Here is a 22,129-nt window from a genome sequence, read left to right as displayed (position 1 = left end):
TGGCTGTGGACCTAAATAATTAGTTCCACAGCCATTTTAACGGTATTATATTTAGAAATATAGCTTATATATAATATATTAAGCCGTATGATAATTCGATTGATTAATGACATCATTTAAACTTACACAAACATTTTTATTACCTATTTTATCTACAAACCCGTATTTCTTTAGTGTATTTAAAGGTTGAGGTTGTACATTAAGTAATAGAAGTTTTGTATTTTGTTTATTGCATATATCTAAGAGCATTTCAAAAGAATGATATGCTGTAGAATCCATTATAGGAACCTTGTCCATTTTAATTATAAGTATCTTTGGCATGGAGGAAATATCTCTAATAGCTGATATGAATTTATCTGTTGCACCAAAGAAAAATGGTCCATTTATTTCATACATAGCAACATCCTCAGGATATTTTAGAGTGTTTTTTATTTCTAATAAGTCAACACTATCTATATCATCTATTATAGACTTAACACTAGTAAATTCGGCCATCTTCCTCATAAATAATAATGAAGAAAGAACTACTCCAACACCTATAGCAAATACTAAGTCAAAGAAAACAGTCAATAAAAATGTAACTATAAAGATTAAGCTATCACTTTTAGGGGCTTTTAGTAAGTTTTTAAATGCATCCCATTCTCCCATGTTGTATGATACCATAACTAATATTGCTGCTAGAGATGCCATAGGAATTAACTTAACATAGGGCATAAATAAAAACATTATTAGTAAAAGTATAACTGAATGAACCATTCCAGCAACAGGAGTTCTGCCTCCATTTTTTATATTAGCAGCTGTTCTTGCTATAGCTCCAGTTACAGGTATTCCTCCAAATAATCCAGAAAAGATATTTGCAAAACCTTGAGCAACCAATTCCATATTAGATCTATGACGCCCGTCAATCATGTTATCTGCAACAACTGCAGAAAGTAAAGACTCTACTGCAGCAAGGATAGCAATTGTTAGTGCTGGGAAAACCAAGTTGAGTATAGTAGACAAATTTACACTAGGAATAGAGAGTGATGGTAGAGAAGAGGATAAATTACCAAAAACACTACCTATGGTTGGTGTATCTAAATTAAAAGTCAATGTTATGACTGTTGTTAATATAATTGCTAAAAAAGCACCGGGTATTTTTTTGTTAATTTTAGGCCAAAAAATTATACAACCCAAGGTTAATAATGATATTAATAAACTTTGAGGATTAAAGGTGTTGAGATTTTTAAAATATGCTCCCCACTTATGTATAAACTCTGAAGGAGCAGATTTTATAGATAGTCCTAAAAAGTCCTTTATTTGAGTTGAGAATATTACTACTGCAATTCCACTTGTGAAACCTGAAGTTATAGAGGCTGGTATAAATCTTATAAGGCTTCCTAACTTAAGAAATCCCATAATAGTTAAGAAAAGTCCCGCCATAATGGTTGATATTATAAGGCCATCTAATCCATATTTCTCAATTATTCCATAGACTATTATTACAAAGGCTCCAGTTGGACCTCCAATTTGTACTTTACTTCCACCTAAAAAGGAAACAATAAATCCACCAATAATTGCAGTATATAAGCCTTTTTCAGGTGATACACCAGAGGCTATAGCTAGGGCTATTGAAAGAGGAAGTGCTATTATTGCCACTATAATTCCAGAGGATAAATCCTTTAGGAATTGTTGTTTATTATAATTTTTTATACAGGTAAATAATTTTGGTACTAACAAGATATCATCTCCATTTATTATTAGCATTCGAATGTTGAAATTTCAAAACAGATTTATAATAGCATTTTTCTTTTAAAATAACAAGGGAAAAAAGTTTAAATTAATGATAAAATTACATTGAGAAACTTTAAAGGAAAAGGAAATAAAAATGAGAAGTAATAAGAAAAGTATAAAAGATACTCAATTAAAAAAGCACTTGTTACATGTACATAAATTTTATAACTTATCAAGATATCTATTTTTAAATATAGAGTGGAATTATAACAAATACGTAGAAAAAAATAATATTACACTACCACAACTTAGAGTGATTTGGATTACAGCTCTTTTTCCTGGAGTGTCCTTAGTGGAAATAGCAGAAATAGCTGGATGGGCACCTCCCACAGTAAGTAAAATACTTAGAAATCTTATAAAAAAAGAGCTTATAACTAATAAAGAAAATCAAAATAAAAAGAGCTATAACCTCTATGTAACGGAAAAAGGATATGAGTGTATAGAAGATAATCAAATACATAAAGGTGAAGAATTTCCTATATTTGAATTACAGAACAAGATGAGTAACTTGGAGTTGGATTTCTTAAATTCACTATTTGAAGAAGTTGTTATAAATATGAACAAGAAGTTGGTTCTCAAATACATAGAAAGGATGAATTTGAGAAATTACAAAATACATATTGAGGATTTTGATAAGGAAGGTAGAGATTTAATTCATAAGTTAATTTATTTTTATAACTGCTTAAGAACAATTGTTTTAAATATAGAGAGTATTCATAGAGAAATGCTTAAGCCTTTAGATTTAACCTATCCTCAACTTAGATGTTTATGGATTATAGAGGCCTTTCCAGGAATAACATCTGTTGAGCTAAGCAAAATAGCATATGTTTCCCCTTCAACAGCTAATGTGATAGTTAAAAATATCTATAAAAAAGGATTAATAAGAAAAGAAAAATCTGTATATAAAAACTCTTTATTTTTATATATAACTGAAGAGGGAGAACAGTTAATAAAAGAAGATTTTAATGTTTCACAAGTTTATTTAAATATATATAAATCTATAGAAATTATTGATGAAAATAGAATGATTAAAGCAAATGAGATATTAGAGAAAATGAATCAGATATTAAAAAACAATATTGTAAATGAGTATCTTGAGAAAACATCTTTAATAATTAGTAAGCTTTTAATGTAAATACTTAATGTAAGGAGGAATATGTCCTCCTTTTTATAATGTTAATTTTTATATAAGGATGACCTGAAAACGAGGTCATCCTTTTTTGCAAAATAAATTTGATATTTTTATAAAAAAATTAAAAAAATATTTATCCGGCAAGTGTACTCCCTTGGAGTACACTTGATGATTTTAGTTATCATTTAGCTTGGTTATTCCACTTAATTACAATTTCTATTAAAAAAGAATGATTTTATGAAATTACGGTGATATGAAAGGGGTTACTTATAAGGAAAAGTACACTTTCATAAATTGTTAAAACTTTCTCTTAAAGAATAGATTTATTACATTAGCGTAATAAATTAAAAACTAATGTTTTAAAAGTAAATCCATTTGTAAAGAAGTATAAAATGCATGTGTTTGTTTGGAGGACATATGTATATAAAAAAGTTCTGGATTGAGGAATTGAGGCATATTGCAATTAAAAAAATATCATGATAATATGATGTAGTTAATAATACTTACAAAGTTTTATTGATATTTTATTATGATTAAATTGGTATATTTGATAAATTAATAAAAATGAGTTTTGGCTAGAAATGTTTAGATTTTAGTTAAGTTTGTGTCAATTAGGGAGGCTATTTAATAATGAGAAAAAAGATTTCTTTACTTTTGGTACTAGCTGTATCAACTAGTTTAACTTTAGCTGGTTGTAAGCAAAAATCAAAAGAGTATGTAGAAAGTGATGTAATTAAGATTGGTGTATTTGAACCAATGACAGGTGCTAATGCAGCAGGTGGAGAGCTTGAAGTTGAGGGGGCTAAACTTGCAAACAAGCTATATCCTACGGTATTAGGAAAGAAGATTGAACTAGTTTTTACTGATAATAAATCGGACAAGGTTGAGGCAGCCACAGCAGCAGCTAATCTTGTTGAAAAAGAGAAGGTAAATGCAATTATAGGAAGCTGGGGAAGTGGTAATTCAATGGCGGCTGGAGATATAGTTATGGATGCAAAAGTTCCAGCAGTAGCAGCATCTGCTACAAATCCTCTAGTAACAGCAGGAAACGACTATTATTTTAGAGTTTGTTTTATAGATCCATTCCAAGGAACTGTTATGGCAAAATATGCGGCTAACATATTAAAAGCTAAAAAGGTAGCTTTACTTCAAGAAGTTTCTAGTGATTATTCTGTAGGAATAAGTAAGTTTTTCTCAGATGCATTTAAAGATTTAACTGGAGATAAGGATGCCATAGTTGCTAAATCTAGTTACAATACAGGAGATCAGGATTTTACAGCTCAACTTACAAATATAAAAATGCAAAATCCAGATGTAATCTTTGCGCCAGGAAACTTTACTGAAGGAGCTTTAATTATTAAACAAGCTAGGCAACTTGGAATAACAGTTCCAATATTAGGTGGAGATACTTGGGAAACACCTGAGTTTTTAGAAATAGGACAAAAGGCCGTTGAGGGAACAGTATTTTCAACTTTCTTTGCAACAGAAACTCCTATAACTGAAGAATCTAAAACCTTCCTTGATGCTTATAGAAAAGAATATAATAAGGAACCAGCTGCAGTTACTGCACTATCTTATGATGCTTATTTAGTAATAATTAACGCTATAGAAAGAGCAAATTCAGCAGATCCAGTTAAGATAAGAGATGAGATAGCTAAAACAGCTAAATTCCCAGGAGCGGCAGGTTATATAACTATAGATGAAAATAATAATGCTGTAAAAGATGCAGTTTTAAAAGTAGTTAAGGATGGTAAATTTACTTATCTTGATACTATTAAGCCAGAAGAATAATGATTTAGGGGTGAAAATATGACTTTCAGTATATTTATGCAACACTTGACAAATGGAATATCTTTAGGAAGCTTATATGCGCTTATAGCTATAGGATACACTATGGTTTATGGAATACTTAGACTTATCAATTTTGCCCATGGAGATATATTCATGATGGCAGCATATTTTGCATTTTTTGGAGTAGCAACTTTTGGACTTCCTTGGTACTTTGCTTTTATAATTGCAATAGTTATTACAGGAGTACTTGGTATGACTATTGAGTTTACGGCCTACAAGCCTCTTAGAAATGCCCCAAAAATCTCTGTATTAATATCAGCTATAGGAGTTTCTTTTTTACTTGAAAATTTAGCTGTTGTATTATTTGGAGGAAGACCTAAGGCTTTTCCTACACCAGAGATATTTACAAATGTTGTAACTATAGGTGGAGTTTCAATACAAAACCTTACTTTTATAATTCCAGTAGTAACATTAGTTATATTAGTTGGACTTTTATATTTAGTTAACCATACTAATATAGGAATGGCTATGAGAGCTTCAGCTAAGGATGTTGAAACAGCCAAGCTTATGGGAATAAACGTTAATAGAGTAATATCCGTTACTTTTGCTATAGGTTCAATGCTTGCAGCAGTAGGTGCTATGATGTGGTCTATGAAATATCCTCAAATAGTAGCACTTATGGGTATGATTCCAGGACTTAAATGCTTTATTGCAGCAGTTATTGGTGGAATAGGTGACATTAAAGGAGCAGTAATTGGAGGATTTATCTTAGGAATAGGGGAAATCATGATAGTTGCTTTTTTACCAAGCTTAACTGGTTATAGAGATGCTTTTGCATTTATACTTTTGATTGTAATATTGCTATTTAAACCTACGGGAATAATGGGCAAAAATCTAGCAGAGAAGGTGTAAATATGAAGAATAATAAGATTTTAAATATAGCTTTGATTATAATTATATTTTTGTTGCTTATAGTAGCTAATGGGAACTTAGATTCATATGTGGTAAGGATTTTAAATTTATGTGCAATTTACTCAGTACTTGGATTAAGTATGAATCTAATAAATGGGTTTACTGGCATGTTTTCACTAGGTCATGCTGGATTTATAGCAGTAGGTGCATATACAACAGCATTACTTACTATGACTGAAAAGGTAAAAACTCAAAACTTTTTTATGGAACCTTTAATAGCTCCATTTAATAGTATATCAATACCTTTTCTTCCTGCACTGCTTATAGCAGGATTACTTTCAGCCTTTATAGCCTTTTTAATAGGGGCACCTGCTTTAAGACTTAAAGGAGACTACTTAGCTATTGCGACTTTAGGATTTGCAGAAATAATAAGAATAGTTTTAAATAATGCTCAAAGTTTAACTAACGGAGCTTTAGGACTTAGAGGAATCCCAAGAGCTACTAATTTATATTGGAGTTTTGGAGTTGCTATAGTAACTATAATAATATTGATATCTCTTATTAAAAGTTCCTATGGAAGAGCATTAAAAGCAATAAGAGAAGATGAAATTGCAGCAGAAAGTATGGGAATTAATTTATTTAAACATAAGACCATAGCCTTTACTATAGGTGCATTTTTTGCTGGCGTAGGTGGGGGACTTTTAGGAAACTTAATGGGAACTATAGATCCTAACATGTTTAAATTCGTTCTTACATTTAATATACTTCTTATAATTGTTATTGGAGGAATGGGAAGTATTACTGGAACAGTAATTTCAGCTTTTATAGTAACAATACTTGGAGAACTTTTAAGATTTCTTGATATGGAAAAACAATTTAACTTTGGTTTTATAAGTTTTAATGGAATACCTGGACTTAGAATGGTTGTCTTTTCAGTAATACTTATGGTTATAGTACTTTTCTTTAGAAATGGTATTATGGGAACTAAAGAGTTTTACTGGAAATTCTTATTTAAGAAAACAGCTACAGATGAATCTCTAACAGAAGGAGGAGTTAAGTAATGGCGTTATTGAAGGTAGAAAATGCAACAATGCAGTTTGGAGGCCTTACTGCTGTTAAAGATTTTAATTTGGAGATAAAAGAGGGAGAAATAGTTTCCTTAATAGGACCTAATGGTGCTGGTAAAACAACAGCTTTTAACATGGTAACTAATGTTTACACTCCTACAAATGGGAAAGTGTTTTTAAATAATGAAGATATAACTGGATTAAGACAGGATTTAATAACTCAAAAGGGAATAGCTAGAACCTTCCAAAATATAAGACTTTTTAAAGACTTATCCGTTCTAGATAATGTTTTAATAGGTAATCATGTACACATTAAATCAAACTTCCTTGGAGCTATTTTTAAATTGCCTAAATACAGAAATGAAGAAAAAGAAATGGTAGAAAAATCTATTGAACTTTTAAGGGAAGTAGGTTTAGAGGATTTAAAAAATGAAAAGGCTAGTTCTCTTCCTTATGGAAAACAGAGAAAGCTTGAAATAGCAAGAGCCTTAGCAACTAATCCTAAAATCCTTTTATTAGATGAGCCAGCAGCTGGGATGAATCCAACAGAAACTGATGAGCTTACAGACTTTGTTAGAGAAGTTAAAGACAAGTTTAAATTATCTATATTTATGATAGAACATCATATGCAGATGGTTATGAGTTTATCAGATAAGATACAGGTTTTTGAATATGGAATAACAATAGCTGAGGGAACACCTGCTCAAATACAAAATGATGAAAAAGTTATAAATGCATATTTGGGGGTGTCTGAAGATGATTAAAATAAATGATCTAGTAGTAGCTTACGGTGGAATAGAAGCTTTAAAAGGAGTAAGTCTAGAAGTTCCTAAAGGAAAGATAGTAACTCTAGTAGGAGCTAATGGTGCAGGAAAAAGTACAACTTTAAAATCTATAGTAGGACTTGTTAAACCAAAGAGTGGAACCATAGTTTATGAAGGTGAAGACTTAACTAAACTAACAACAGAAAAGATGGTTGAAAAAGGTATAGCACTAGTTCCAGAAGGAAGAAGAGTTTTCGCAGACTTAACTGTACTTGAAAACTTAAAAATAGGTGCTTATTCTAGAAAAGATAGAAATCATATAGATAAAGACTTAGAAAATGTTTATTCTCTATTTCCAAGATTAAAGGAAAGAACTTGGCAGGCAGCAGGAACATTATCTGGTGGAGAGCAGCAAATGCTTGCTATAGGAAGAGCTCTTATGTCTAAACCAAAGCTTATAATGATGGATGAGCCTTCCTTAGGACTTGCTCCAATAATAGTTAAAGAACTGTTTGGAATAATTAAAAAGATAAACAAAGAAGAAGGCGTTACTGTACTTCTTATAGAACAAAATGCTAATGCAGCCTTAAAGATAGCTGATATTGGTTATATTATGGAGACTGGAAAGATAATCTTAGAAGGTTCAGGAAAAGATCTTCTTACAAATGAAGAAGTTAAGAAAGCATATTTAGGGGAAGCTGTTAAAAAGAATATAGTTTAGTTATGTATTTATTAAAAGCTATAACAATAAGAAGGGATATCTTATTGTTATAGCTTTGTTTTATTTTAAAAATAACTGAATATTTAAGAATACTATTATGTTGGAAATTGCATTATAATAGTATTATAGGAAAAAGGAGAGATTTTATGTTTTTTGAAGATTATGCTAAAAAGTGGGATACAGATAGAAGAATTAATAGAGCTAAGATAATATCAGAAGAAATAGCTAATTCAATTGATATAAATAAAAAATACTCTGTTATGGAGTTTGGTTGTGGAACAGGACTTATAAGTTTTAATTTAGTTGAGAAATTTGAGAACATTACTCTAATTGATTCTTCAAAAGGTATGATTGATGTGGTGAAAGAGAAGATTGAGAAATATGAAGTTGATAATATGAAACCATATGCTATAGACCTATTTAATGAAGAGATAATAGAAAAGTTTGATCTTATATATACTTCCATGGTTTTGCATCATATTCAAGATATTTCTGGACTTGCAAATAAGTTTTATACTTTGCTTAATGATGGTGGACAGGTTATCATAGTAGATTTAGATAAGGAAGATGGAAGTTTTCATAAAAATGAGCCAGGATTTAATGGACACAATGGTTTTGATCAAGAAGAACTAAAAGATATTTTATCTAAGCAAGGATTTAAGAATATAAATTCTAAAAGCTTTTATTATGATCAAAAGAAAATAGATGATGAAAAGGTAAAATACTCTTTATTTATAATGAAAGCACAAAAAAAACTTAGATAGTGAAAATTAGAGATATTTAAGGAGTTAATGATATGAGAGATTTAGATAAACTTAATAAGATAATAGATGAGAAAGAAGAGAAACAAGAATTCTCAGGAGTTATTTTAATAAACGAAAAAGGGGAAAAGATATTCAGAAAAGCTTGTGGATATGCAAATAGAGGTTGGAGTATAAAAAACACTTTGGATACTAGATTCAGAATAGCATCAGTATCAAAGATGTTTACTTCAGTTGCAATTCTCCAATTAATTGAAAAAGGACAGCTGAATTTTGAAACAAAAGCGGTAGAGTACTTAGATTTAAGAGATACAAAGATCTCAAATGAAGTTACGGTTGAGAACTTACTTACTCATACTTCTGGAATAGGAGATTACTTTGATGAAAGTTTAGGTGATGAAGAATGGGAAAAAATGTGGACAGACTTTCCTATATATAAGATGAGAAGTAATTCAGATTATCTTCTTTTATTTATAAACAAGGATCAAATCAATAAACCGGGTGAAAAGTATCACTATAATGGAGCAGGATATATACTACTAGGACTAATAATTGAGAAAGCTTCAGGGATATCCTATTTTGATTATATAAGAAAAAATATTTTTAAGAAAGCAGATATGAAAAACTCGGATTTTTTATCATTGGACAAGGTTTGTGATAGAGTTGCTGAAGGATACGAAGTCATTAGAGATTCAAATAAAAATGTAATAGGCCTAGAGAAGAATATCTACACCTCAACTCCAGATGGTGCAGCAGATGGAGGAGCAACTTCAACAGCTTATGATTTAGTAAAGTTTATGCAAGCTCTAAGAAACAATACTTTACTTGGTGAAAAAATGAGTAAAGAGATATTTACACCTAAGGTTATTGATGAAGAAGCAAATGGAGCTAGAGGGTACACTTGGATGTATGGATATGGCAACTCTTTTGTGTTAGACATAGAAGGAAAGAATATAATAAGATGTGGACATACTGGAGAAGAATACGGGGTTAGTTGTAGACTTTACTACTATCCAGAGAAAGATATAACTGTGGTTATTTTGGCAAATCAAGGTTGGTGTGCAGGGGCACTTGGATGGGATATTCATAATACTTTGGGTGAAACTTATTAAACGTAAAGGTATGAGGATGAAATACTTTTATGAAAGGGTTTAGAATACAAGACAGAGGTGATTAAAGTGATTGAAGGAATTAGTCATATTACTTTTATTGTGAAAGATTTAGAACTTGCATCTACATTCTTTAGAGTAATATTTGATGCAGAGGAAGTATATTCAAGTGGAAATAAAACTTTTTCATTATCAAAAGAAAAGTTTTTTAAAATAAGCAATCAGTGGATTGTAATAATGGAAGGGGAATCTTTGGAAGAGCGTACATATAACCACACTGCATTTAAAATACCAGATGAAGAGTTTGATATTTATGAAAAAAGAGTAAGTTCATTAGGAGTTGATTTAAAAACACCTAGAGCAAGAGTTGAAGGAGAAGGTCGCTCGTTGTATTTTTATGATTTCGATAACCATTTATTTGAACTACATACTGGAACTTTATCAGAAAGATTGCTTAAGTACAATAAATTATGTTAAATGGAGGGTATTATGAAAAATAAACTTGATATTGTAAAAAGATATTTTAACTGCTGGATAAAGAAAGACTTTTCAATATTAGAAGAAGTTTTTGATAAAGATGTGTTTTATAGTGAGTGTTATGGACCAGCTTACAAAGGTTTAGATCAAGTCGAAAAGTGGTTTAAAGACTGGAATGAAAAGGGGATAGTACTTGTTTGGGATATAAAAGAACATGTAGTTTATGATAACATATTAGTATGCCAGTGGTATTTTGAATGTGAGTATAAAGGAAAAGTGGATGGGTTTAACGGAGTATCATGGATTACTTTTAGTGAAGAGGATAAGATAATAGAACTTAAGGAATATCAATCTAAGGTTCCAATATATTTTCCATATAACTAAATCAAAGGGGATTTGAGATGTTAGTAGAGAAAAACGCTAGAAACTTCTTGCTGATGGGATTGGATCTAGATATTGTTGCTAAAGGTACGGGGTTAACTATTGAAGAAGTCAAAGCTATTAAAAATGAACTAAGTTAAAGCAAGTAGTATTATAAGACTGCCATTTGGTGGTCTTATTTTTATGATATAATAGAAGTGTTATTTTCAACAAGGAGGGGCAAATGGTGGAAAGAACATATGAAGTTAAAAGTAGTTTTAAAGATGGAGTTATAACTTCAATACCTGTGGTAGTTGGATATTTTCCAGTGGCTATGGCCTTTGGATTGTTATCTAAGTCAACAGACATATCACTTTTAGATAGTTTTCTGTTTTCGGTGTTTGTTTATGCAGGTGCAAGTCAGTTTATGGCTCTAGACTTAATTAAAGCCAGCATTGGGACAGGTAGTATAATACTATCAACATTTTTACTTAATTTGAGACATGGAATGATGAGTGCATCTTTAGCGTTAAGGCTTAAGAATGTAAAAAGAAAGTGGCTTTATTTTATTGCTTTTGGGGTAACAGATGAGACTTTTTCTATTTCATCACTTAAAGAGGGAGAACTTAATGTTCCATTTTTATTAGGAATGCAGGGAATGTCCTATGTATCATGGATATGTGGAACAATAGCTGGGTACTTAGTCGGAACTATACTTCCAGAATCGCTTCAAAGTAGTTTGGGGATTGGACTTTATGCAATGTTTATGGCAATACTTATGCCAGAGATTAAAAAATCTAGTGGAGTTTTATTTATATCACTTATTTCCGGGGGAATATATTTCTTAATATCCTATTTTAAGATTATTCCAAGTGAATGGAGTCTTATATTTACTATAATAGTTGCTACTCTTATTGGTGTTATTTTAATAAAAGAGCCAGAGGAGGGAGCAAAATGAAAAGTTATTTAGTTCTTATAATTGGAATGATGTTAGTAACTTATATACCTAGATTAGTTCCGTTAGTTGTTTTATCAGATAAACCTATTAATCCAATGGTTGAGAGATTTTTAAAATACATACCCTATACAGCATTAAGTGCACTTATTGTTAGAGGGGTTATGGAGTCAAAAGGAGAACTTTTAGTACCAACTTTTGTTGGACTAGCTGCATCGGCCATATGTTCATGGATAAAAGGCAGTTTGATATTATCAGTTGCAGTTGGAATAGTTACTTCTTTAGTTGTTATAAGTTTGAGATGATTTTTTTGATAACTTGATGGGCTTTTTCATGGCTTGATGAACTGAGTATTTAGTTTAATGTCTGATATCAAATATTAATAGTAATTTAAGGGGGAGTTTTAATGGAATTTAGAGAAAAAGAAATAAAACTAAAAGATGGTACAACTTGTATTTTAAGAAGTCCTAATGAAAATGATGCAGAAAAAATGATTGAATATCTAAAGATATCATCAGATGAAACACATTTTATGGTTAGATATGCTGAGGAAATTGATATTACAATTGATAAGGAAATAGAATTTCTTAAAGATAATCTAAATAGTAAAACAAATATGATGATTGCGGCATTTATTGATAATCAAGTTGCAGGTAGTGTAGGAATAAACTGTGTAGGTAATTGTATTAAACAAAAACATAGAGCAGTGTTTGGAATTTCTATAAAGAAAAAGTATTGGAATAATGGAATTGGAAATGCACTTGTTAAAGAAGTAATCAATCAAGCAAAGGAAATTGGATATGAGCAGATTGAACTAGGTGTGTTTTCAGATAATGAGAAGGCAATTGCATTATACAAAAAACATGGTTTTGAAGTTTGGGGAACTGTGAAAAATGCTTTTAAACTTAAAGATGGGACATATCATGATGAAATCATAATGGGGAAAATGATATAGAAGTTAAGGTATAAAAGAGTAAGGAGAAAATAGTATGATACAGTCAATTGTGCATATAGCTTTAGTGGTAAAAGATTATGACGAGGCAATAGAATTTTACACAAAAAAACTAAATTTTACATTGATAGAAGATACCTATCAAGAAAAGCAAGACAAAAGATGGGTGGTAGTATCTCCACCAGGTTCTAATGGAACAACAATATTACTCGTAAGAGCATCTAAGGTTGAACAAGAGCCTTTTATAGGAAACCAAGCAGGAGGAAGAGTTTTTCTATTTTTAGGAACTGATAATTTTTGGCGTGACTATAATGAAATGAGAAAAGAAGGAATAGAGTTTGTTAGAGAACCTAAAGAGCAGGATTACGGAATAGTTGCAGTGTTTAAGGACTTGTACGGAAATTTGTGGGATTTGGTTGAGTTTAATGAAAATCATCCTATGTTTAAAAGAGTTAAATAAGATATTAAATGATAAAAAAAGTATCCACTATATCACCAGACTTTATCATAGTTATATTATAATTATAGAATGGTGGTGATAAAATGAATACTTATAAAACATCAGAGGTTGCACGTGTTATTGGAATTCATCCAAATACAGTAAGGCTTTATGAAAAATTTGGACTTATTCCTAAAGCAGAGAGGAAAGCAAATGGGTATCGTGTTTTTACAGATTTTCATGTTGAGCAGATTAAACTTGCAAGAACTGCTCTAGAGATCGAAATTGTGCAAAATGGTCTTAGAAAGCAAGCTATTTCTATTATAAAGACTTCTGTACTTGGTAAGTTTGATGAGGCATTTTATTTAACTAAAGACTATCTTGAGAAAATTAAAAATGAACAGAAAAATGCTGAGGAAGCCATAGAAATTACTAAGGAGTTATTATCAAGTAAAGTGGAGGAAAAAGATACAAACTGTTTTACAAGAAAAGAGGCTGCCGATTATCTTAATGTCTCAATAGACGCATTAAGAAATTGGGAAATGAATGGTTTGCTTAAGGTGAAGCGAAAAGAAAATGGATATAGAGTGTATAGAGATGAGGATCTTAAATTGCTAAAGATAATACGTTCTTTACGCTTTGCAAATTATTCTCTTTCATCCATTTTAAGAATGCTAAATGTACTAGACAGAAATCCAGAAGCTAATATTCGTAAGGTTATTGACACTCCAAATGAAGATGAATATGTAATTTCTGTATGTGACAAACTACTTACATCACTAAACTTTGCTGAAAAAAATGCGAAAATTATGCTGATTCAGCTTGATAAAATGAAAAAGCAATTTTATATAAAGCATACACTTTGACACCAGACTTTGTTCTGGTGTTATTCTTTTTATGAAAGAAAAGCAGAGGAGGGATTAATCTGTATGGAAGCAACCATTGAAGTAAAGGAGCTATATAAGTCTTACGGAGATATTAAAGCGGTAGAGAATATTAATTTATCTATTTACCATGGAGAAGTGTTTGGATTATTAGGTGCTAATGGTGCAGGTAAAAGCACAACAATTGAATGTATTTTGGGAACAAAGAAGCAGGATAGTGGAAAAGTATCTATTTTAGGAATGAACCCTAAAGTTCATAGGAAAAAGTTATTTGAAAGGGCAGGGGTTCAATTTCAAGAAGCTAATTATCAAGATAAAATAAAGGTTGGTGAGTTTTGTGAAATTACAGCCTCTCTTTATAAAACATCACAGGACTATAGAGTTCTTTTAAAACAATTTGGACTTTTTGATAAGCAGAAAAACATGGTTAGTGAACTTTCTGGGGGGCAGAAGCAGAGACTTTTTATAGTTCTCGCTTTAATTCCTAATCCACAGGTTATATTTTTAGATGAATTAACTACTGGATTGGATGCTAAGGCACGAAGAGAGGTATGGAAGAATCTTTCTGAATTAAAGAAGAAAGGAATTACTATCTTATTAAGTTCTCATTTTATGGATGAGGTTGAAGTTTTATGTGATAGAATCATGATTTTGAAAGATGGAAAAAGTGTTTTTCATGGTACAGTAACTGAGGCAATTACAAGAAGTCCATATGAAAAACTTGAAGATGTTTACCTTTGGTATACAGATGAGGAGGAAGAAAATGAAAGTATTTAAAGCCTTATTTAAAACAGAGTTAAAATTATCCCTAAGGGGAATGGATATGCTTATCTTTGCTATATTTATGCCTGTAATCGTGATTGTTATCTTGGGTTTAGTATTTGGAAATAAACCTGCTTTTGAGGGGGCAGAATATACTTTGTTGGCTCAATCTTTTAGCGGGATATCAACTATAGCTATTTGTGCTGGTGGGGTTATGGGGCTGCCTTTAGTAGTATCCGATTATAGAAATAGAAAGATACTAAAACGCTTTAAAGTTACACCTATAAGCCCAACACTCATACTAACAGTCCAACTTGTTATTTATGCTCTTTATTCAATTACTTCTTTTGTTCTTATTTATATAGTAGGAGCATTATTTTTTGATTATCAGGTTCAAGGTTCCTGGATTCATTTTTTAGGGGCATATTTTCTAGTAATGTTGTCTATGTTCAGCATAGGAGTATTAGTAGGAGGGATTGCTCCAAACATGAAAGTTGCAAGTGCGACGGCAAGTTTGTTGTACTTTCCAATGCTTATATTTTCTGGAGCTACTCTTCCTTATGAAGTAATGCCCGTAGCCCTTCAAAAGGTTGCTGATATATTACCTTTAACCCAAGGAATAAAACTTCTTAAAGCTGCCTCTCTTGGATTGGCTGCAGATAGCGTTTTAATTCCAGCAACTTTGATGATTGTTATCGCAGTTATATGTATAAGCATTTCTATAAAATTTTTTAAGTGGGAGTAATTAATTTGATGGGCTCTCATGGTTTGATAGACTATGAGAGGCCTTTTTTGATATTTTGATGAACCTGTTAGTTTGATAATATGATTATTGTTATGATTTGCAAGTAAAAAATGATATGATTATAAGTAAGGATATAAGAAATCTAAGTCTTGTGGGGAGGTATAAAATTATGAATTTAAAGGTTGCACTATTGCAAATTATGCCTGAAGACAGTTTAGAAGAAAACTTACAAAAAGGATTAGAGTATTGCAGAAAATCTAAAGAGATAGGTGCAGATATTGCATTGTTTCCTGAAATGTGGAGCGTTGGGTATAATATTCCAGAAGATATAGATGAGCTGAAGACAAGTGCTGTATCTAGTGATAGTACATTTGTTAATTCCTTTGGGAAGATTGCAAAAGAACTTAATATGGCAATCGGAATAACTTTCTTAGAAAAGTATGATCCATTACCAAGGAACAGTATTTGTTTGTTTGATCGTTTTGGAAATAAGGTATTTACTTATGCAAAAGTACATACTTGTGATTTTGGAGATGAATGTCGATTAACACCAGGGGATGATTTTTATGTTGGGGATTTAGATACAGAGCAAGGAAATGTAAAAATCGGTTCAATGATTTGCTATGATAGAGAATTTCCAGAGAGTGCAAGGATTCTTATGCTAAAGGGAGCAGAGATTATTTTAGTTCCTAATGCTTGCCCTATGGAAATAAACCGCATTTCACAATTAAGGGGAAGAGCTTATGAGAATATGGTTGGAATTGCTACTGTAAATTATCCTAAAGGCAAACCAGATTGTAATGGTCATTCTACAGCTTTTGATGGTATGGCTTATAGCCCTTCCGATTCTGAATCAAGAGATACTCTTATTATTGAAGCAGGTGAACAAGAGGGGATTTATATAGCTGATTTTCCTGTTGATGAAATCAGAAAGTATAGAAATAGTGAAGTTCATGGAAATGCATACCGCCATCCACAGAAATATAAATTGCTGATTTCTGAAAACATTGAGGAGCCATTTATAAGAAAAGACTATAGGAAATAGTAAAGGAGAAATAAAAAATGAAGAATTTAAAAATTTTCGCAATGCCTTTCTCGAGGATTTATCCACTCTATATACAAAAAGTTGAGAGAAAAGGAAGAACAAAAGAAGAAGTGGATGAAGTTATTTTTTGGCTTACTGGGTATAATGAAGATTCGTTACATAAGCAAATAATTAATGAAGTGGATATGGAAACCTTCTTTAAAGAAGCACCTCATATTAATCCAAATGCTTCACTTATAAAAGGAGTAATTTGCGGATATAGAGTAGAAGAAATAGAGGATGAATTAATGCAAAAAATCAGATATCTAGATAAGTTAGTTGATGAGCTTGCCAAAGGTAAAACCATGGAGAAAATATTAAGAAAATAGAGAGTTCAGAAATTAGTCTAATAATGAATAGTTAAGAGTTAATAGTAATGGATGATTTTTGCAGAAGCAAAAACTTTAATTAATCAAAAATTCCTAAGGAATTTTACCCATAACTCTTAACTATTCTCTTTTAACTCTTAATTTATTTGAGTGATTCCTTTAAAGTGTGCCAAGCAAGTACTGCACACTTTACTCTTGCAGGCATGTTTTGGATGTTTTGAAATACCATAGCGTCTTCTAGAGCTAGAAGTTCTTCTTCATTTGTTATTTCGCGTTTTATCATGGAGATAAAAGTTTCTACTAAGGACAAAGCTTCTTGTTTGCTTTTACCTTTGATTAGATCTATCATAATAGAAGTTGAAGCTTGTGATATGGCACAGCCGCTACCTGTAAAAGCCATATCTTCTATGATGTCTCCATTAAATTTTACTGAAAGTGATATCTCATCTCCACAGGAAGGGTTATGACCTCTTTCTGTTTTGTCTGGATTTTCAAGTTCTCTTTTATTTCTTTTGGAGCTGTTATGTTCCATTATAAGTTCTGTGTATAGTTTACTCATGTCCATGTCCAAATAACCTCCTTGCATAGTTTAAGGCATCTACAAGTTTATCAATGTCAGTTTTTTCATTATAAATAGATAAACTGATTCTGTTGGTTGCATTTACACCTAAGTATCTTAAAAGTGGTTGAGCACAGTGATTACCAGCTCTTAATGCTATACCTTTTGAATCTAGTATGGTAGCTAAATCATGAGGATGGATATCATCAACTACAAATGAAACAACACCAACCTTATCATGGGCCTCTTTTGGGCCTATTATCTTAACATAGGAAAGAGAATTAAGTTTTTCATGAGCATATTCTAAAAGTTCTTGTTCATATGTGTGTATTTTTTCATATCCGATAGTATTAATGAAATCTATTGCTTTAGTTAAACCATAAACGCCTTCTACATGTTGAGTTCCTGCTTCAAACTTATGAGGAACTTCATCAAAGGTAGTTTCTTGTTCATATACATACTCAACCATGTCACCACCGTACATAAATGGAGGCATTTCATCTAATAGTTTTTTATCTGCACACAATACTCCTATACCCATTGGACCAAAGATTTTATGAGGAGAGAAGGTATAGAAGTCAGGAGTATATTTAGATAAATCAGTTTTTATATGAGGTACTCCTTGAGCTCCATCTACAATAACTTTTGCATTAACTTCTTGTGCCTTTTTTATTATAGCTTCTATTGGATTTATAGTTCCAAGTACATTGGAAGCTTGACCTACAGCTATTAACTTTGTTTTTGAAGTTATCTTTTCATCTATCTCTTCTTGAGTTATTTCATAGTTATCATTAATATAAAGATATTTTAAAGTTGCCTTTTTAACTTTAGCTACCTGCTGCCAAGGGATTAAGTTTGAGTGATGTTCTGTTATTGAAACAACAATTTCATCACCTTCATTAATAAAGGTTAATCCGTAGGAGTAAGCAACTAGGTTTAAAGCTTCAGTGTTATTCTTAGTAAATATAACCTCATGAGAGGAAGGAAGGTTTAAAAGTTCCTTAACCTTGGCTCTTCCTGCTTCATAAATGTTAGTGGAGTCTATTGAAATGCCGTAAGCGCCTCTATGAGGATTGGCATTGGATTTATGATAATATTCATTTAAAGCTTCTATTACAGTATAAGGTTTTTGACTTGTTGCTGCCGAATCAAGATAGATTAGATTTTCATTATTTTTAATTAGCGGAAATAAATCTTTATAACTGTTAGACATTTTTAAGTTTCTCCTCTATTGAATTAACTAAATCTTCTCTTAAACTCTCTGGCAGATTATTTATAATTGGTGTAAAGTGAGCTAAAATGAGTAACTTTTTACTTTCTTCTAAAGATAAACCTCTACTCATCAAGTAGAATAGAGTGTCTTCATCTATTTTTCCAGCAGAAGCTGCATGTTCTCCTTGGACATCATCTTCCCTACATAAAAGTAGTGGAATTGAACTGTTTCTAGCTTTAGGGGAAAGTAGCATAACATACTCTTCTTCTTTTCCTATAGAGCCTGATGCACCTCTCTTAAAGTCTAATGTACCTCTAAAGATTTTTTTACTTTCATCTAATAGAGCTCCTTTGGAGTTTATTACTCCTAAAGTTGACTTTCCTCTTTGAATAAGAGAGTAGTTGATGTCTATTATCTTTTTACCTTCACCTATATAAAGAGAGTCTAAACTAGAGTTAGAGTTTTCTCCATTTAGGTAAGAGTAGTAACTAGAAAGTGAGTTAAGTGAGCCTAAGTCGATGAAACTATAATTAACTCTAGCATCTTCTTCAAGTATAGATACAGAAGATGTTAAGTTCACACTTTTGCCATTTAATCTTTGAATTACAACTACATTTACTTGTGAGTTTTTCTGTGCATAGATCTTAATTAAAGAGTTAGCATAGTTAAACTCGTCTTCAGTTGAATCAAGATTGACTATGACAGTAGCAGTTGAACCTTCTTCAGCTAAGATGAAGTTATTAGCTATTAGAGTTGGACTTTTAGAGTCTAACTTGTAATTAACTATGATAGTTTCTAAAACTGACTTCTTTATATTTAAGTAAAAGCTAGAGTTAGCTTCTTTGTTAACTTGATTAAGTACTCCTTCAGAAACTCCATAAGTTTCTCTTTCAAAGTCTAGAACTTTAGGAAACTTAGGAGAAGAGAAGTCTAGATTGTAAGAGTCTGCATCAACTGATTCAAAGTTGTGTTTAAACTCTGTTATAGTTGGAACTTCAACATCTTTTAAAGAAACATTGTTTATTCCAAGCCATCTAAAAGTTTTTACTGGTATTTCGTTTAAGTTAGTTAATTGTAATGACATTGTATCCCTCCTATCCTATAGCACCTTCAAGTTCTAAGTTAATTAAGTTGTTCATTTCAACTGCGTATTCAAGTGGAAGTTCTTTAGAAATTGGTTCAACGAAACCTCTAACTATCATCTTTTTAGCTTCATCTTCACTTAAACCTCTAGACATTAAGTAGAAGATAGCATCATCAGATATTCTTCCTATTTTAGCTTCATGTCCGATATCAACTTCATCATTTTCAATCTGAACTACTGGTATAGTATCTGAAATTGACTTGTTATCAAGCATTAAAGATTCACAAGAAACAGTAGATTTAGAGTTAACTGCATTTGGAGTTATTCTAACAACTCCTCTGTAGATTGCCTTACCTCCATCTCTAGATATAGATTTTGAGTTTATAGTGGATGAAGTGTTAGGAGCTGCATGAATTACCTTGGTACCTGTGTCTAGCTCTTGACCAGATGATGCGAAAGTTATTCCAGTAAACTCAGAAGAAGCACCGTCACCTTTTAATATACTCATTGGGTATAACATAGAAACTTTTGAGCCAAAAGAGCCTGATATCCATTCTATTTTTCCGTTTTTGTCAACAGAAGCTCTTTTAGTGTTTAAGTTCATCATGTTTCTCGACCAGTTCTCAATAGTTGAGTATCTCAAAGTTGCATCTTCTTTAACAAAAAGTTCAACACAACCTGCATGAAGGTTAGTTACATTGTACTTAGGAGCTGAACAACCTTCTATAAAATGAAGTTTAGCACCTTCTTCAACAACTATTAGAGTATGTTCAAATTGACCAGCTCCTGGAGAGTTTAATCTAAAGTAAGATTGAAGTGGAATATCAACTTCAACTCCCTTAGGTACATAAACAAAAGAACCTCCTGACCAAACTGCACCATGTAGAGCTGCAAACTTATGGTCTTGAGGAGGAACTAATTTCATAAAGTATTTTTTTACTATGTCCTCGTAATCTCTTACAGCTGTCTCCATGTCAGTGTAAACTACACCTAACTTAACTAGATCTTCTTTGATACTATGATATACAACTTCTGAATCATATTGAGCGCCAACTCCAGCTAGGGAAGTTCTCTCGGCTTCAGGAATACCTAATAACTCAAAAGTATTTTTTATTTCATCGGGAACATCATCCCAAGTATGTTTCATTGAAGTGTCTGGTTTAACGTAAGTAACTATGTTGTTCATATCAAGGTCGCTTATATCAGGACCCCAAGTAGGAACTTCTATAGAGTTATATATATCTAAAGACTTAAGTCTAAAGTCCCTCATCCAATCGGGTTCATTTTTTTCCTTGGAAATAGATAATATAACTTCCTTTGTTAACCCTTTATCTGATTTATAACTAAATTTATCTTCATTTTTAACATCATATATGCCTCTATCTACGTCTTCTACATAGGTTTTTCTCTTTTCCATATTATCACCTTACTTTTCTATAAGATTTTTAAAGCCGTTAAAACCATTTTCGTTGATTTCACTTATAAGATCTTCAGATCCAGTTTTAACTATTTTTCCATCGATTAAAACATGAACAAAGTCAGCTTTTAAATTTTCTAATATTTTAGTGTTATGGGTAATGATTAATATAGAATTATCTTCTTTCTTAAACATTGAAACCCCTTGAGAAACAATTTTTACTGCATCTACATCTAGACCAGAATCTGTTTCATCTAATATAGCAAGTTTAGGTTCTAGCAGAAGCATTTGAAGAATTTCATTTTTCTTCTTTTCTCCACCAGAGAAGCCCACATTTAAATATCTTTCTCCATAAGTCTCAGGAATGCTTAAGTTTTTCATTTGATTTTTTAATTTAAAATTAAAAGCAAATGGACTTATTGGTTTATCTTCAACAGAACTTTTAGAAGAACGTATAAAGTTTTCAACTGTTATTCCAGGAACTTCTTCTGGATTCTGGAAGGATAAGAAGATACCTTTTTTAGCTCTTTCATTTACCTTTAACTCTGATATATCTTCACCTTCAAAGGAAATTGAGCCTTCAGATACTTCATACTTAGGATGACCCATTATAGCGTAAGCTAAGGTAGATTTACCTGCTCCATTAGGTCCCATAATTACATGAACTTCACCTTTATTAATTTTTAAATCTAAGCCTTTTAAGATTTCTTTATCTTCAACTTTAGTTTTTAAGTTTTTTATATCAATTAAAACTTCTTTCATAAAACGAACACCTCTTAATTCCGATAATTTTACTCTGATTTATTTTATAGTATCACCCAAAACTTAGTAAGTCAATA

General features: G+C 31.4%; 25 protein-coding genes. 19 read left to right on the top strand and 6 right to left on the bottom strand.

Annotation, left to right across the window (positions count from 1 at the left end):
* Nucleotides 1-78: 78 nt before the first annotated feature.
* On the bottom strand, nt 79-1,719 hold the full coding sequence (locus P8F83_RS10110) for a SulP family inorganic anion transporter (RefSeq protein WP_326514501.1): 1,641 nt from the start codon (nt 1,717-1,719) through the stop codon (nt 79-81).
* Nucleotides 1,720-1,867: 148 nt separating this feature from the next.
* Between P8F83_RS10110 and P8F83_RS10105 the strand changes: the two genes are divergently transcribed.
* From P8F83_RS10105 to P8F83_RS10015, 19 genes are all read left to right on the top strand, one after another.
* Nucleotides 1,868-2,908, top strand: coding sequence for a MarR family transcriptional regulator (locus P8F83_RS10105; RefSeq protein WP_326514500.1), 1,041 nt, complete (start codon nt 1,868-1,870; stop codon nt 2,906-2,908).
* A gap of 627 nt (nt 2,909-3,535) precedes the next feature.
* A complete protein-coding gene (locus tag P8F83_RS10100; protein WP_326514499.1) occupies nt 3,536-4,696 on the top strand; it encodes an ABC transporter substrate-binding protein in 1,161 nt (386 codons plus the stop codon).
* An 18-nt stretch (nt 4,697-4,714) separates the two neighbouring features.
* A complete protein-coding gene (locus P8F83_RS10095; protein ID WP_073019999.1) occupies nt 4,715-5,608 on the top strand; it encodes a branched-chain amino acid ABC transporter permease in 894 nt (297 codons plus the stop codon).
* A 2-nt stretch (nt 5,609-5,610) separates the two neighbouring features.
* The gene (locus P8F83_RS10090; RefSeq protein ID WP_326514498.1) at nt 5,611-6,669 is read left to right on the top strand and encodes a branched-chain amino acid ABC transporter permease; all 1,059 of its coding nucleotides are present in this window, start codon (nt 5,611-5,613) and stop codon (nt 6,667-6,669) included.
* The gene (locus P8F83_RS10085) at nt 6,669-7,439 is read left to right on the top strand and encodes an ABC transporter ATP-binding protein (protein WP_326514497.1); all 771 of its coding nucleotides are present in this window, start codon (nt 6,669-6,671) and stop codon (nt 7,437-7,439) included. Before P8F83_RS10090 ends, P8F83_RS10085 begins: the two co-directional genes overlap by 1 nt.
* Nucleotides 7,432-8,160, top strand: coding sequence for an ABC transporter ATP-binding protein (locus P8F83_RS10080; protein WP_326514496.1), 729 nt, complete (start codon nt 7,432-7,434; stop codon nt 8,158-8,160). Before P8F83_RS10085 ends, P8F83_RS10080 begins: the two co-directional genes overlap by 8 nt.
* A gap of 146 nt (nt 8,161-8,306) precedes the next feature.
* Complete coding sequence (locus tag P8F83_RS10075) at nt 8,307-8,924, top strand: class I SAM-dependent DNA methyltransferase (RefSeq protein ID WP_326514495.1); 618 nt, start codon at nt 8,307-8,309, stop codon at nt 8,922-8,924.
* A 32-nt stretch (nt 8,925-8,956) separates the two neighbouring features.
* Nucleotides 8,957-10,033: a serine hydrolase domain-containing protein gene (locus P8F83_RS10070; RefSeq protein WP_326514494.1), complete on the top strand. Its 1,077-nt coding sequence runs from the start codon at nt 8,957-8,959 to the stop codon at nt 10,031-10,033.
* Between the two features lie 66 nt (nt 10,034-10,099).
* A complete protein-coding gene (gene fosX / locus P8F83_RS10065; protein WP_326514493.1) occupies nt 10,100-10,507 on the top strand; it encodes a FosX/FosE/FosI family fosfomycin resistance hydrolase in 408 nt (135 codons plus the stop codon).
* A 12-nt stretch (nt 10,508-10,519) separates the two neighbouring features.
* The gene (locus P8F83_RS10060) at nt 10,520-10,891 is read left to right on the top strand and encodes a nuclear transport factor 2 family protein (RefSeq protein ID WP_326514492.1); all 372 of its coding nucleotides are present in this window, start codon (nt 10,520-10,522) and stop codon (nt 10,889-10,891) included.
* 220 nt (nt 10,892-11,111) lie between these two features.
* Nucleotides 11,112-11,825, top strand: coding sequence for an AzlC family ABC transporter permease (locus P8F83_RS10055; protein ID WP_326514491.1), 714 nt, complete (start codon nt 11,112-11,114; stop codon nt 11,823-11,825).
* Nucleotides 11,822-12,127: an AzlD domain-containing protein gene (locus P8F83_RS10050; RefSeq protein ID WP_315108303.1), complete on the top strand. Its 306-nt coding sequence runs from the start codon at nt 11,822-11,824 to the stop codon at nt 12,125-12,127. The genes P8F83_RS10055 and P8F83_RS10050 overlap by 4 nt, the downstream gene beginning before the upstream one ends.
* Before the next feature lie 101 nt (nt 12,128-12,228).
* Entirely contained in the window at nt 12,229-12,777 is a 549-nt protein-coding gene (locus P8F83_RS10045; protein ID WP_326514490.1) for a GNAT family N-acetyltransferase, read from the top strand.
* Nucleotides 12,778-12,811: 34 nt separating this feature from the next.
* Entirely contained in the window at nt 12,812-13,234 is a 423-nt protein-coding gene (locus tag P8F83_RS10040) for a VOC family protein (RefSeq protein ID WP_326514489.1), read from the top strand.
* Between the two features lie 83 nt (nt 13,235-13,317).
* On the top strand, nt 13,318-14,079 hold the full coding sequence (locus P8F83_RS10035; RefSeq protein ID WP_326514488.1) for a MerR family transcriptional regulator: 762 nt from the start codon (nt 13,318-13,320) through the stop codon (nt 14,077-14,079).
* 63 nt (nt 14,080-14,142) lie between these two features.
* Nucleotides 14,143-14,874 (top strand): ABC transporter ATP-binding protein, encoded by a 732-nt coding sequence (locus tag P8F83_RS10030; RefSeq protein WP_326514487.1) that lies wholly within the window; start codon nt 14,143-14,145, stop codon nt 14,872-14,874.
* Nucleotides 14,861-15,604, top strand: a complete 744-nt coding sequence (locus tag P8F83_RS10025; protein ID WP_326514486.1) for an ABC transporter permease — start codon at nt 14,861-14,863, stop codon at nt 15,602-15,604. The genes P8F83_RS10030 and P8F83_RS10025 overlap by 14 nt, the downstream gene beginning before the upstream one ends.
* 169 nt (nt 15,605-15,773) lie before the next feature.
* Nucleotides 15,774-16,649, top strand: a complete 876-nt coding sequence (locus tag P8F83_RS10020; RefSeq protein ID WP_315108292.1) for a carbon-nitrogen hydrolase family protein — start codon at nt 15,774-15,776, stop codon at nt 16,647-16,649.
* Between the two features lie 17 nt (nt 16,650-16,666).
* Complete coding sequence (locus P8F83_RS10015; RefSeq protein ID WP_073019982.1) at nt 16,667-17,017, top strand: DUF2200 domain-containing protein; 351 nt, start codon at nt 16,667-16,669, stop codon at nt 17,015-17,017.
* A 142-nt stretch (nt 17,018-17,159) separates the two neighbouring features.
* On the opposite strand, the gene sufU is transcribed toward P8F83_RS10015, so the two are convergent.
* The 5 genes from sufU to sufC are packed head-to-tail and all read right to left on the bottom strand — an operon-like array spanning nt 17,160 to nt 22,052.
* Nucleotides 17,160-17,582: a Fe-S cluster assembly sulfur transfer protein SufU gene (gene sufU, locus P8F83_RS10010; protein ID WP_073019981.1), complete on the bottom strand. Its 423-nt coding sequence runs from the start codon at nt 17,580-17,582 to the stop codon at nt 17,160-17,162.
* Nucleotides 17,569-18,789, bottom strand: a complete 1,221-nt coding sequence (locus tag P8F83_RS10005) for a SufS family cysteine desulfurase (protein ID WP_286907864.1) — start codon at nt 18,787-18,789, stop codon at nt 17,569-17,571. Before P8F83_RS10005 ends, sufU begins: the two co-directional genes overlap by 14 nt.
* A complete protein-coding gene (sufD, locus tag P8F83_RS10000) occupies nt 18,782-19,873 on the bottom strand; it encodes a Fe-S cluster assembly protein SufD (protein WP_326514485.1) in 1,092 nt (363 codons plus the stop codon). Before sufD ends, P8F83_RS10005 begins: the two co-directional genes overlap by 8 nt.
* Before the next feature lie 10 nt (nt 19,874-19,883).
* On the bottom strand, nt 19,884-21,290 hold the full coding sequence (gene sufB, locus P8F83_RS09995; RefSeq protein WP_021801312.1) for a Fe-S cluster assembly protein SufB: 1,407 nt from the start codon (nt 21,288-21,290) through the stop codon (nt 19,884-19,886).
* 9 nt (nt 21,291-21,299) lie between these two features.
* Nucleotides 21,300-22,052 carry a Fe-S cluster assembly ATPase SufC gene (gene sufC, locus P8F83_RS09990; RefSeq protein WP_286907860.1) on the bottom strand — a complete coding sequence of 251 codons (753 nt, stop codon included), beginning with the start codon at nt 22,050-22,052 and terminating at the stop codon, nt 21,300-21,302.
* Between the last annotated feature and the right edge of the window lie 77 nt (nt 22,053-22,129).

It is taken from the genome of Clostridium intestinale (genome assembly GCF_035905475.1).
Classification (GTDB): domain Bacteria; phylum Bacillota; class Clostridia; order Clostridiales; family Clostridiaceae; genus Clostridium_T; species Clostridium_T intestinale.
This window is presented reverse-complemented; position numbering and strand designations above follow the sequence as displayed.